This is a genomic window from Lentzea tibetensis, assembly GCF_007845675.1.
Taxonomy (GTDB): domain Bacteria; phylum Actinomycetota; class Actinomycetes; order Mycobacteriales; family Pseudonocardiaceae; genus Lentzea; species Lentzea tibetensis.
In genome coordinates this window covers 390,167-403,933 of record NZ_VOBR01000002.1, presented here as the reverse complement: position 1 = coordinate 403,933, position 13,767 = coordinate 390,167, and the positions used below count along the sequence as shown (strand labels likewise).

3 protein-coding genes are annotated in these 13,767 nt (G+C 73.8%); all 3 read right to left on the bottom strand.

Features of this window, described 5'->3' with window-relative positions:
• Window position 1: 1 nt before the first annotated feature.
• The 3 genes from FKR81_RS03790 to FKR81_RS03780 are packed head-to-tail and all read right to left on the bottom strand — an operon-like array spanning window position 2 to window position 13,541.
• Window positions 2–991 carry a TauD/TfdA family dioxygenase gene (locus tag FKR81_RS03790; protein ID WP_146349483.1) on the bottom strand — a complete coding sequence of 330 codons (990 nt, stop codon included), beginning with the start codon at window positions 989–991 and terminating at the stop codon, window positions 2–4.
• Window positions 988–2,307: a condensation domain-containing protein gene (locus FKR81_RS03785; protein ID WP_186762744.1), complete on the bottom strand. Its 1,320-nt coding sequence runs from the start codon at window positions 2,305–2,307 to the stop codon at window positions 988–990. The genes FKR81_RS03790 and FKR81_RS03785 overlap by 4 nt, the downstream gene beginning before the upstream one ends.
• Window positions 2,304–13,541, bottom strand: coding sequence for a non-ribosomal peptide synthetase/type I polyketide synthase (locus FKR81_RS03780; RefSeq protein ID WP_146349481.1), 11,238 nt, complete (start codon window positions 13,539–13,541; stop codon window positions 2,304–2,306). Before FKR81_RS03780 ends, FKR81_RS03785 begins: the two co-directional genes overlap by 4 nt.
• Window positions 13,542–13,767: the final 226 nt, after the last annotated feature.

Below are 13,767 nucleotides of genomic sequence, written 5' to 3'. Positions count from 1 at the left end.
GTCAGCTGAACCGGCTCGCCACCGTCCGCGAGCCGTCCCTCGCGTGTTGCGACTGCCGCAGGTCCCGGGTGACGAAGCAGCGGACGACCAACCGGTCGGTGCCGTCGAACCGGGGCCGGAACGCCGACCGCCCGTGCACCACCCGCTGGTTGTCCAGGAACAGGACCTCACCGGCGGCCAGCGCGTGGTGCCGCCGGTCACGCAGGTAGATCTCGATCACCCGGTCGAGCAGGCGCTGCGCCGCCGGGTCGACGCCGCGCATCAGGTCCTGGTCGAGCACGATCCGCGGGTCGTCATCCGGTCCCGACAGGATCGGCATCGGGCCGCGGACGTCGCCGTCGAGGAACCGGGCCGACGCGGCCCGGAACGACTCGTCGACCTGGGTCACCCAGCGCGGCAGGCGCAGCTCGGCGACCTCGTCCGGGCGCAGCGCCGCGGTCACCTGCCGGGCGGTCAGCAGGTAGGTGCGTGCGTCCGGGTCGCCGCGCAGGCAGGCCATGCTCAGGTGGTCGGGGCGCAACGCGCTGAACGCCTGCTCGGTGTGCAGCTCCAGCTCGACCGCCGAGCTGAGGCTGGTCTGGGTGCGGGCGGCCGGGCGGCTCGGCACGATGTCCTGGAACAGCGCGCCCTCGCCCTCGGCCTCGTACGCGATGAGGTGGCCGAGCAGCTCGGCGAGGATCGCCTGGATCCGCACCAGCTGGCAGCGCTCCCCCACGTGCCGGTCGTGGCCGTCCGGGGTGCACGGCACCGGACCGGTGGGCAGCCCGGCCAGGACCAGGGCACCCGACCGGCCGTCCCGGCCGAAGTCGCGCACCGCGTCGACCAGCCGGGGCGGCACGTTCCCGGCCAGCGCGGCGGCGGCCGCGCAGAAGGCCGGCGGGTCGTCACGCGGCCGGTCGCGCAGCCGGCGGGCCAGCTCGGCCAGCTGCCGCGCCTCGTGCTCGTCGACCGCGAGCACGGCCGGGACGTCCACTGTGATCGCGCCGCTCATCGCGCGGGAGCCCAGGCCGCGGCGAACTCCGGGAGTTCCGCCAGTGGGCGGTGGGGATCGGCGGTGACCGCGGCGAACCGGTCCATCAGCCGGCGTTCGGCCGCCAGCAGGAGCGCGTGGTGCTCGGGGCGCAGTCCCATGAGGACGTTGACGCGCATCCTGGCCGCGTCGGGGTCGCCGTACACGGCCACTTCCAGATCGCCCACCGGCCCGGTCTGGACGCGGTGCACCGAGGTCGTGCAGCCGGGCAGGGCCAGGTCGGCGCCGAACGGCATGATGTTGACCCACGGGCCGGACGAGCGGTGCGGGGCCGCCCGCTCGCCCAGATCGGCCATGACCACGCTGTGCGGGAAGATCTGGTGCCGCACCGCCTCCCGGTTGTCCGCGGTCACCGCGGTGAGCAGCTCGTGGAAGCTCGCCTCCGGACGCACCGGCACCGCGAGCATGATCCGGTTGGCCGTGTTGGTCGGCACGCTGCGGGACACCGCGGTGGTGCGGTTCGAGACCGGAACCGTCATCACGACGTCACTGGCACCGCTCTCCGCCGCGGCGTGCGCGGCCACCACCGCCAGCACCACGTCGGGCCAGGCGGTGCCGGCGGCGTCCGCGGTCCGGCAGATCTGACCGGCCGGCGGCGGGGCGAGTCCGACGCCCGCGAGCACGCGGCTGTCGGCCACATCGCTCGGGGTGATCCGCACCGGGCCCGGCAGCCCGGTCAGCCGTTCACGCCAGAACGCGCGGTCGGCGGCGAACCGGTCGGACTCCTCGTATTCGCGCTGTTCCTCGTGCAGCGCGGCGATCGGGCGGAACGGGCTGGGCCCTGCGTCGCCGCCCGTGCTGCGGGCGGCGTAGACGTCGGCGACCCGGCGCAGCAGCAGCGCCGCGCTGAACGCGTCCATCGCCATGTGGTGGAACCGCAGACTCCAGCGGTGGTGGTCGGAGCCGAGGCGCAGCAACGCCGTGGAGAACAGCGGGAAGTCGCTGGCGAGGATCGGCGCCCGCTGGTCGGCCTCGGCCCACTCGTCGAAAGCCGCGGCGGGGTCCGAGTGTCCGGAGAGATCGATGACCGCGAGCCGCCACCGGACCGACGGCAGGATCTCCTGGATCACCTCGCCGCCGTCGTCGCGGAACCGGGCCCGCACGGCCTCGGTCTCCGCGAGCACCTGTCGCATCGCGTCCTCGAACGCCGTCAGCTCGAGCGGCCCCCGGATCTCGACGTGCTGGGCGACCGTGTGCATCCGCCGGTCCGTGGCGCGCCACTCGGCCGCCCACAGGTCCCGCTGGTTGCGGGTCACGCCGAGCCGGACGGCGCTCACCGGGCACCGCCGAGAATCGTGCAGAGGAGCTTCTCGCTGTCGCCGAGACCGAGCGCGGCCTTGGCGTCGCGGAAGTCGAGCAGACCGATCTGGCACGTGTCGATGCCGAGACCGACCGCCGCAGTGGTCAGCAGGTGTGCCATCGCGCCCGCCTCCAGCAGGCAGAACGGCTCGGCCATGTCGCCGTAGAGCTGGTCCAGTGCGGCCGTGTCGCCGACCAGGAAGAGCGAGAACCCCGCGGTCTCGTGCGCCTCCCGGTTGCCGCTCGTGCGGTGGTGCCCAGGCTGGACCAGCGGCTCGTCGCTGAGTGGCACGAGCTGGTGCTGCGCAGGGTCGTAGCGGTAGACGCCCTCGGCGAGCGCGCTCACCCCGGCGCTGTGCACCTGGACGTACACGTCGACCGGGTAGACGCCGGCGGCCGATCCCCAGGCGCGGCGGGTGGTGCCGTCCTCGGTCCACTGCCGCAGGTGGTCCAGCAGGCCGCCGAACGCGTCCAACCGGACCCTGGATCCGCTGAACTCGCGGACGCTGCGCCTGCGGCGATCCGGGCCCGCGCCGGACGGGAGACCGATGCCGGACGACGACAAGGCGTGCCGGCTGCGGGCCTGCTCCTTGAAGTCCTCTCTGGCGTCCACGTCGAGCAGCAACTGCTGTGGCTCGAGCCGGTCCGGCGCCGCGGCGTCCCCCGCGTAGAACCGGACCAGCTCGTCGACCGAGCGGATCTCGTAGAGCACTTCGAGACTGGGGTGGGAGCCGAACTCGGACGACAGGCCGTTGGCGATGCGGATCAGGTCCATCGAGGTCAGCCCAGCCGCGCCGAGGTCGATCTGGGAGAGGTCACCGTCATCCAGCCCGGACTCGGCGAGCACCTGGGACAGCACCGACAACACCTGGGCGGTGACGTCGTCGGTCTCCCCCACCGGCGTCGGCGCTGCGCCGAACAAAACTCCCCGGTCGACCTTGCCGTTCGCCGTGAGCGGGTAGTCGTCGACCACCCGGATCAGGTCCGGTACCAGGTAGCGGGGCAGCTCGTGGGTCAGCTCGGCGCGCAGCCCGACCGGGTCGAGCGCCGAGCCTGGGCAGGGCCGGACCACCGCGACGAGCCGCCGGTCCTGGTCACGGGCGCCCTCGGCCCCGACCACCGCGTCGCGGACCCCGGCGAGCCGCACCAGTGCGCTCTCGATCTCGCCGGGTTCGATCCGGTTGCCCTGGATCTTCATCTGCTGGTCCTCCCGACCGAGTAGTTCGAGCACACCGTCCGGACCTGCCTGGGCCAGGTCGCCTGTGCGGTAGAGCCGTTCACCGGTGGCGGGCCGGATCGGGAAGCTGCGCCGGGTCCGTTCCTCATCACCCCAGTAGCCGCGGGCCAGGCCGGCGCCGGACAGGAACAGCGGGCCAGGGGTGCCTGCCGGCACCGGTGCGAGCCGCTCGTCCAGCACGACCGCGCCCTGGCCGCGCATCGCCGTGCCGTACGGGATGCTGTGCCACGCCGGGTCGACCTTGTCGACGTCGTGCAGCACGGACCAGATCGCGGCCTCGGTCGCCCCGCCCAGGCTGATCAGCCGGGTGTGCGGGAGCCGTTCACGCAGCCGGCGGGCCAGGTCGACCGGGATCCAGTCGCCGCTCAGCATGATCAGGCTGAGCTGGGCCGACCAGTCCAGGTCCTCGCCCATGGTCTCGGTGAGCAGTCGCAGCAGGGAGGGCACCGAGTTCCACATCGTCACCCCGTGCCGGGCCATCAGGCCGGCCCAGTGCTTCGGGTCGGAGCGGTGCCCGTCCCCCGGCACCACCAGACTCGCCCCGGCCGACAGGGTGCCGAAGACGTCGTACACCGAGAGGTCGAACGTGAGCGGGGTGAGCGCGAGCAGCCGGTCGGCGTGCCCCACGGTGAACCGCTCGTTGATGTCGGTGATCGTGTTGACCGCGGCGCCGTGCTCCATCGCGACGCCCTTGGGCTGCCCCGTCGAGCCCGAGGTGTAGATCAGGTACGCCAGGTCGCCGCTCGTGGTGCCGGGATCGTCGATCGTTGCCGGGCAGTCGGTCCAGACGTCCTCGAGCACGATCAGCCGGACGCCTGCCGGCCAGTTGCCCGCCGTGGCACGGGTGGTGAGCGCGAACCTGGCCGTGCTGTCGCGCAGCAACAGCTCGATCCGCCCGGTCGGCGCGGCCGGATCGACCGGGACGTAGACACCTCCGGCCTGCACCACACCGAGCACGGCCGGAGCCTGCTCCCAGCCGGGGCGCACCCCGACCGCGACCAGGTCGCCGGGACGCAGGCCGGCCGCGGTCAGCGCCGCCGCCACCTTCCCGGCCGCACCGGCGACGTCCTGATAGGACAGTGAGCGCTCGTCAGTGCGGATCGCGATCGCGTCCGGGCTCGCCGCGGCCCGGCCCAGCACCAGGTCGTGCAGCCGCGGCGACTCCGCGACGCGGACCGGGTCCGGCCGGGGCTCGGGCCTGCTCAGCGTCTCGGGGTCGGCGGTCCAGTCGCGGTGGCGGGCCAGACCGCGCAGCAGCGACAGGTACGCGTCGAACATCTCGTCGAGCAGCCCGGCCGGGAACAGCGCGTCCACCGAGTCCCAGGTCAGCACCGCGTCGTCGCCCCAGCGCATGGCCTGGTGGTCGAGCCACACCTGCGGGGTCTGCGACAACCCGTACAAGCGGCGGCCCAGCCAGTCCATCTTGCCGATGTCCTTGTCCAGCATGCTGGTGAAGACGACCGGGGCCACCGACTCGGGCATCCGCATCCGCCCCTGCGACTTCGACCGCTCCCGCCGCACGGTCACGCTGCCCAGCTCGCGGTGCTCGAGCGCGACCAGCATCGAGGTCTGGAACGCCCGCAGGTAGTCCTCGAACGCACCCGGTCCTGGCCGGGCCGCGACCAGCAGGACGCTGGTGAACTCGCCGATCGCCGGTGCGGAGCGGCCGAGCTGCGGGCCGTCGAAGGCGGGCACCCCGAGTGTGAACGGCGCGTCACCGCTGAACCGGCCGACCACGCAGGTGAACGCGGCGCCGAACAACGACGACACGGTGATCCCTCGGGCCGCCGCGGCGTCGCGCAGCCGCTTCCAGTCGGCCTGGTCGAGCACGGCCGTGCGCCGGGTGAACTCGGGACGGCGCACGGTCTCGGGGTCGAGCGCCAGCGGCAGCGCGGGCGGTGGTGGCAGCTCTTCGGCCAGTCGCGCCAACAGGGCGCGGTCCGGGCCGTTGTTGATCTCGTCGAGCCTGCGCCGCCGATCACGGGCGAAGGCCAGGAAGGCCCCGGCGGGCGCGGTCGGCGGCAGGGCGAGGCCCCGGTAGCGCACGCCCCACTCGTGGATCACCACGAAGATGCTCTGCGCGTCCAGCATGAGCAGGTCGAAGCTGACGTGGATGCGCACCTCGTCCGGCAGCAGCGTGAGCCGCAGCTCGAACAACGGTCCCTTGTAGGCGTCCAGCACCTGGCACGACATCCGGGCACGGGTGGCCGCGACCTTCGCCGCGGCGTCCTGGTCCTCGCGCAGGTCGTCGACCTGCACCTGCCAGGCAGCGGTGGGTGTGATCTCGCACTGCCTGCCGCCTCGGGTGGCGACCATCCGCAGCGCCGCGTGCCGCCGCACGATCTCGTCCCAGGCCGCGACCGCCCGGTCCGGGTCGAGCTCGGCCATCGAGTACTCGCCGTACGCGTGGCTGGCCACCCCGCCCAGGCCGAGCCCGTCGAACCGCCCGACCAGGTAGGCCTCCTGGAGTTCGGTGAGCGGGACCGGCTCGTCCTCGATCCGGGGCGCCGCCGGTTCCGGCAACGGGGCCCGGACCGGCTCCGCGACGGCCTCGGGTGCCGGTTCGAGGTCGAGCCCGTCGAGCACGAGTGCAGTCAGGTCGGCCACGCTCGGCCCGCGCATCATCGTCATCGTGGTGACGGTGACACCGAGCTCCCGCTCGATCCACGAGCCGATCTCGACCGCGAGCAGCGAGTCCATGTGCATCCTGGTGAGCGGCGCGTCCGGCGGGAACTCCTGCTCGGGCACACCGAGCAGGGCCGCGCACCGGGCCTTGATCCGGGCCTGGAGCAGCTCGGCCCCGGCGTCGCGGTCCAGCGCCCGCAGGCGCTGCACGATGGAGCGACCGTCCACATCGGCCGGTCCGGCCACCCCACCGCCCGCCAGCACCTCGGCGTACCGGGGCTCGTGGCCGGCGTCGAGGCCGAAGTGCCGGATGATCCGGCCGAAGTCCACCTTGGTGACGCCGACGCGGGGCGAGGACCCGCGCCAGAGCAGCCGCAGCGCCTCGAAAACCTGGTCGGTGGTGAGGTGGCCGACCCCGGAGGCGGCCAGCGCGCGGGCCGCGTTCTCGTTGCGGGTCAGGTATCCGGCGCCGTGGACGGCGCCCCAGTTGACGGTCAGCACCGGCCTGCCCAGCGCCGCGCGGTAGTCGGCGAACTGGTCGAGGAACGCGTTGGCGGCGGCGTAGTTGGCCTGTCCGGCGTTGCCGAGCAGGGAGGTGGTCGACGAGAACAGCACGAACGCGTCGAGGTCGTGGTCGGCGGTGGCCCGGTCGAGGTTCCAGGTGCCGCACACCTTGGGCCCGAGCACCTCGCGGAACCGGCGCTCGTCGAGCTCCGTGAAGGGGTCGTCGTCGATGACCATCGCGCAGTGCAGGACGCCGCGCAGCGGCGGCAGCTCCCGGTCGATCCGGGCGATCAGCGTGTCCACCTGGGACGCCGAGGTCACGTCGACCGCCTCGGCCAGCACCTGCACCCCGCCCTCGCGCAGCCGTTCGACCGCTTCCCCTGCCTCCGGCCCCGGCACTCCGGAGCGGCCGACCAGCACCAGGTGCCGGACCCCGGCGTCGGCGAGCCGGCAGGCCAGTTCGAGTCCGATGCCCGCGAGGCCGCCGGTGACCAGCCAGGTGCCTGCGAACCGCTCAGGGCCGGCCGGCGGGAGCGGGGTCACCGGCACGTCGTGCTCGCTCATCGCCAGCACCAGCTTGCCGATGTGCTCACCCGCCGCGAGGTGCCGGAACGCGGCCGTGGTCTGCGACGGGTGGTAGACCCGGTGCGGCAGCGGCCGCAGCGCGCCGGACTCGAACCTGGCCAGCAGCGCCGTGAGCTCCTCGGCGACCAGGGCGGGCCGCTGGGCGATCATCTGCTGGAGGTCGAAGCTCGAGTAGGACAGGTTGCGGGTGAACGGCCGCAGCCCGAGCCGCCGGTCGGCCCGCAGGTCGCGCTGCCCGATCTCGACGAACCGGCCGTACGGGGCCAGGCAGGCGATGCTGCGCGCGGTGGCCTCGCTGCCGACCGCGCTGAGCACGACGTCGACCCCGGCGCCGCCGGTGGCCGCCCGCACCTCGTCGGCGAACGCGAGCGAGCGCGAGTCGAAGACGTGCGCGACGCCGAGCGAGCGCAGCAGCTCCCGCTTCTCGGGACTGCCCGCGGTGGCCAGCACCTCGGCCCCGAGCTCGTGGGCGAGCTGGATCGCGGCCAGCCCGACCCCGCCTGCGCCGGAGTGGATGAGCACGCGCTCGCCGGGACGCAGCGCGGCGAGCCTGCCCAGCCCGATCGCGGCGGTGAGGAAGACCAGCGGCACCGTGGCCGCCTGGGTTGTGGAGAGCCGGGCGGGCTTGAGCGCCACGCAGGTCGCGTTCACGGTGGCGTGCGAGGCGAGCGTCGCCATCGTCGCGTCGACCGCGACCACCTCGTCGCCGACCCGAAGCCCGGTGACGTCCTGGCCGATCCGGGTGACCAGGCCGGCGCACTCGGCGCCCATCCGCAACCCGCGGTCTCCTGCCGTTGACGGCATCCGGCCCAGCGCGACCAGCACGTCGCGGAAGTTGAGGCCGACCGCGCGGACCTCGATCTCGACCTCTCCCGCGCCGGGTGCCCGGCGCGGCTCGGCCGCCCAGCGCAGCTCGTCGAGTTGTCCGGGGTGGTCGGTCACCAGTGCGTGCGCGTGGTCCTCCGGCAGGGTGCGGGCGTCCACCCGGTCGAGGACCGCGGTGGCCGGGTGCCGGACCAGGCGGCGCACGTAGCGCTCTCCCGAGCGCAGCGCGATCTCGTACTCGTCGTCGTCACTGCACAGCTGCGCCCAGAGCTGGTCGAGGTCGTCGTCGCCCGCCGCGTCCAGGTCGATCATCACGCAACGGGTGTGCGGCAGCTCGAGCCGAGCCGCCATGCCGATCCCCCACGCGGAGGCGCCGCCGAGCCGGACCGGCTCGCCGTGCAGGCTGTGCGCGCCCTTGGAGACCAGCACGAGCCGGGGACTCCGCTCTACGGGGACGTCGCGGAACACCCGGATCGCGTCGGCGAGCTCGACGCAGCGGTCCTGGATCGCCCGGCAGGGGTCGGCGGCGTCGGTGTCGCCGGTGCTCCACAACTGCACGATCCGGGCCGGCCGCAGGTCGCCGAAGTGGACCGGGTCGCCGGCCGGGACGATCAGGGCGCGGCCGCCGTGCTCGCGGACTCGGGCGGCCAGGCGTGCGGCGAGCTGCGGGTCGTCGCCGAGGACGATCCAGTCAGCGGCCGGGGGTGGCTGCGGCGGGGCGGGCTCGGCGATCGACGGGCCGGTGGCGAACAGGACGGTGTGCGGGGCGGTGTCGTTGCCGGTCCGGTCCTCGACCGCGGCGACCTCGGGGAATCCGCACTCGCGGAGCAGGTCGACCCAGCGGTCGCCGTCGAGCAGCGGGCCGGTGGTGCGCACGTCCTGGTCGGTGAACGACCACCAGCCCTTGGTCAGGCCGAACGTCAGGTCGGCCCAGATCCGGCCCGGCATCACCTCGGCCAGCACGAGCAGGCCGCCCGGAGCGAGCAGGCCGCGTAACGAGGCGAGCGTGCGGCGCAGCTCGGGGGTGGCGTGCACGACGTCGGACGCGAGGACGACGTCGAACGAGTGCGGGTCGAAGCCCTGCCCGGCCGGGTCGCGGTCCAGGTCGAGCACCCGGTGCTCCACGAACGGGAAGTCGCGGAACCGTTCCCTTGCCCGCTCGGTGAACGCGGCCGAGATGTCGGTGAAGACGTACTCGGTGCGTCCGGGCGGCAGCACCGGGAGCACGGCCGCGGTCAGCCCGCCGGTACCGGCACCGACCTCGAGGATTCGCAGCGTGCGGCCGAGCGTGGCGGTTCCCGCGACCCACTCCAGTGCCTGCCGGACGACCTCGTTGTGGAAGCGGACCGCCTTGGAGGTCTGGAAGAACCGCTCGGCCTCGCCGTGGTCGCCATCGGGGAACAGCAGCTCGAGCGGATTGGTCGCGCCGGTCACCACCGCGTGCAGGTGAGCTGCGGTCTTGCGGAGCAGGCGCAGCTCACCGAGCGCGTGCGGGTAGGTCGTCAGCATCCGGGCCCAGCGCGTGCGGTGGTCGGCGTCGACGTCGCGCAGCACCTGGAACGAGCCGTCGTCGCGGGAGGTCACGATCTCGGCGTCGGCCAGGAAACGCAGGAAGCCGTCGAACGCAGGCCGGTAGAGCGGGAGCAGCCCGGTGAGGCCGTCGACGGTGATCGTGCGGCCCGCGGTGAGCTCGACGCCGAAGCGGGCGAAGCAGTCGGCCAGGTAGGCGGCGCAGAGCTCGCGCAGGTCGGCCCGGTACCGCGGGCTGTCGCCGACCGCGGCCGGGTCGAGCGGGCGCAGGCCGGCCACCGCGGCCTGGGCGCCGAGGGTGACCGCACTGGCCGCCGGGCGGGCCGAGGAGCGCCAGCGCATCCGGTAGAAGTGGTCCCCGACCGCGCCGTCCGGGCTGTCCGGCCGGGGCACGGGGGTGCCGCGCATGCCGATCAGCTCGGCCAGCACCGCGCCGCCGGCGTCCAGCACGGCGATGTCGGCGTGCAGTGCGTGCGTGTCACGGGTGTGCACCAGCACGTGGGCGTAGGCGGGCGTGCCGTTCCAATGCACGCGTACGGCGTCCACTCCGGACGGCACGTAGTTGACCGGGATCAGGTCGCCCGGCCGCCGCGCGTTGCCGTCCAGCACCGCGGTCTGGATGCAGACGTCGAGCTGTGCCGGGTGCAGCACGTAGTCCTCGAGCGTGCCCGCGAGCTCGGCCGGGACGGCGAGCTCGACCAAGGCCTCGCCCTCGCCGGTGTGCAGCCCGGTCATGCCGCGGAACGCCGGGCCGTAGACGTAGCCCCGCGCGGTGAACGCCTCGTACACCTGGTCGCGGGCGTGCCAGGTGGCGCACCGTTGCCGGACGGCCGCGAGGTCGACGGCGCGGCCGCGCCCCGGCTCGGGGTGGTACCGGCCGCGCACGGTGCGGGCCCACACGTCGCCGGCGAACGAGCGGTGGTGCAGCTCGAAGGTGCCGTCCTCGGGGTCGAGCTCGATCCGGCCGATCTGCACGTCGTCCGGCTGGAGCGCGCACGATCGTTCGAAGTCGACGAACTCGAGTGCGGCCGGGCCGCCCAGTTCCTCACGGGCGGCGGCCAGCGCCGCCTCCAGGTACGCGGCGCCGGGCACGATGACCGCGCCGAACAGCTCGTGCTGACGCACCCAGGCGAGCCGGTGGTCGTCCCAGCGGATCTCCCAGGTCGGCCGGGCCGCGTCGACCCTCTTGAGCATCGGGTGCGACTGTCCGCCGGTTCGCCGGGCCTGGGCGGCCGCGGTCTCGTTCCAGTAGTTCTCGTGCAGCCAGACCGGACCGGGCAGTGACGCCGCCGGGACCGGGCCGGGGTGACGGCGCTTCCAGTCGATCGCCCGGCCGGCCGCGTAGAGCGCGCCCAGCGACTCGAGCAGCCGCAGCCGGTCGTCGCCGCCGCGCACGAGTGAGCCGACGGCGACCGCCGTGCGCCCGGTGTCGTCGAGGATCTCGCGGACCGCGCCGAGCAGCACGGGGTGCGGGCTGATCTCGACGAACGCGTCGTAGCCGTCGTCCAGCACGGCCCGCAGCGCGCCCTCGAAGAGCACCGGCTGCCGGAAGTTGCGCCACCAGTAGTCCGTGTCGAGCTCGTGGCCGTCGACCCGGCGGGCGAGCACGCTGGAGTACAACGGGATCGTGGTCGGCTTGCCGTCGACGCCGGCGAGCTCGTGGACCAGCTCATCGCGCAGCGGGTCCATCTGCGGGCTGTGGCAGGGGCACGCGACCCGCAGCTTGCGGGCGAAGACGCCGCGCTGGTCGAGCCGGGCGGCGACCCGGTCGAGCTCGTCGTGCGGGCCGGACAGCGTCGAGCCGCGCGGGCTGTTCTCGGCCGCCAGGCACACCCGGCCCCCGGTCTCGGCGCACGCCTTCTGAGCCGCTTCGGCGCCGAGCGCGACGAACATCATCCCGCCGCTGCCGTCGGCACGGGAGTGCACCCGCGCCCGCCGGCAGATGAGGCGCACGGCCGACTCCAGGTCGAGAGCGCCGCTGACGTACGCGGCGGCATACTCCCCGACGCTGTGGCCGAGCACGCCGTCCGGGGTGACGCCCCACGTGCGCCACAGCTCGGCCAGCGCGACCTGGACCGCGAAGACGGCGGGCTGGAGGCAGAACGTCTCGTTGACGCGGCTGTCCGCCTCGTCGGCGGTGAGCGCGTCCAGGATCGACCAGTCCAGGTGCGGGCGGGCCAGCTCGTCGCAGCGCAGCACGGTCGACCGGAACACGCCGTCGGTCTCGAGCAGCGAGCGGGCCATCGCCCACCACTGCGGGCCCTGCCCGTTGAAGAGGAAAGCGAGCTTGCCCGCCGCGCGTCCGGTGGGGGCGCCCGCGAAGACTCCAGGCGGGGTCTCGCCGTCGGCGCAGGCCCGGAGCTTGGTCGCGGCGTCCGCGATGTCAGCAGCCACCACGGCCAGCCGGTGCCCGTGGTGGCTGCGCCTGCGGGCCAGGAGAGCGGCCAGGCTCTCGAGGTCGCCGCCGGGCGCGCCGGGGCCTGCCAGCCGATCCGCGTACGCGGCCGCCAGGCGCCGCAACGCGGTCTCGCTCCGGGCGCTGAACGTGAGCAGCGCCGGGCCGTTTCCGGCTGCCGCGGGGCTCGACGCGGTGGTCACCGGGGCTTCGGCCAGCACGACGTTGGCGTTCGTGCCGCCGAAGCCGAACGAGTTGACGCTGGCCACCGCGGTCGGCAGGTGCTCGGGCCACGGTGTCGTCGCGGTCGGCACGCACAGGCCAAGGCCGCCGAAGTCGATGCCGGGGTTGGGCTCGTCGAAGTGCAGGTTGGCAGGCACCTGGCGATGGCGAACCGCGAGCACCGCCTTGATCAGGCCGGCGATCCCGGCCGCCGCCTCGAGGTGGCCGATGTTCGTCTTGACCGAGCCGACCAGCACCGGCCGGTCGGCCGCCCGGCCCGCACCGAGCACGCCGGCCAGCGCGGCCGCCTCGATCGGGTCGCCGACCGGCGTGCCGGTGCCGTGCGCCTCGACGTAGCCGACCTCGGCCGGGCCGACCCCGGCCGCACGCAGCGCAGTGTCCAGGTTGGCTTGCTGGGCCGGGCCGCTCGGCACCGAGATGCCGGGGGTGTGCCCGTCCTGGTTGACCGCGGTGCCGCGGATGACGGCGTAGATCCGGTCCCGGTCGCGCTGCGAGTCCTCGAGCGGCTTGAGCAGGACCAGCCCGGCCCCCTCGCCGCGGCCGAAGCCGTCGGCGGCGGCCGAGAACGCCTTGCACCGGCCGTCGGCGGCGAGCATGCCCGCCTGGCTCAGCGCCACCCCGAAGCCCGGCGTGAGGATGAGGTTGACCCCGCCGGTCAGCGCGGCGTCGACCTCGCCTGCCCAGATGCTCTGGCAGGCCGCGTGCACCGCGACCAGGGCGGAGGAGCAGGCCGTGTCGACCACCATGCTCGGGCCGCGCAGGTCGAAGGCGTGCGAGATCCGGTTGGCGAGCAGGCTCGTCGACATGCCGGTCGCGGCGTGCGCGCCCATCGCCTCGCCCTCGCCGGCCGTGGTCTGGATCTGCGCGTAGTCCTGACTGCTGGCACCGACGAACACGCCGGTGCGGGCGGCGGCGAGATCCTCCACCGGGATGCCCGCGTCCTCGCAGGCCTCCCAGGCGATCTCGAGCAGCAGCCGCTGCTGCGGGTCGAGCTGGTCGGCGATCCGGCGGGAGAAGCCGAAGAACCCGGCGTCGAACCCGTCCACCTGATCGAGGAACCCGCCCTCGCGCATGGTGATCCGGCCCGGCACGCGGTGGTCGGTGGCGAACAGCCGCTCGACGTCCCATCGGCCTGGCGGGATCGGCCCGACCGCGTCGACCTGACCGACCAGCAGATCCCAGAAGCTGTCCGGGCCGGTGACGCCGCCGGGGAGGCGGCAGCCGATGCCGACCACCGCGATTGCCCGGCTCTCCGCAACCTTGCTCATCCGACTCCTGTTCAGTTACCAGAAAAGTACAGTTACAGGAAACATACAGACGCTAGACAAATGCTCCGGGCGTGCGCGTCCGATCGGTCGACCGGACGGCGATCACGGCCTGGACACCGGCGAAGTGACGGTCAGCAGCGCCTTCGTCGTGTTGACGCGAGGCCGCTCTGCTGACGAACAGGGGTTGAGGTAGACATGCTCGCCCTTTCAGCGGCGTCGTCCGCGG

Coding starts and splice junctions, on each gene's coding strand:
- FKR81_RS03790 (WP_146349483.1), bottom strand. CDS start 991: ATGAGCGGCGCGATCACAGTGGACGTCCCGGCCGTGCTCGCGGTCGAC.
- FKR81_RS03780 (WP_146349481.1), bottom strand. CDS start 13,541: ATGAGCAAGGTTGCGGAGAGCCGGGCAATCGCGGTGGTCGGCATCGGC.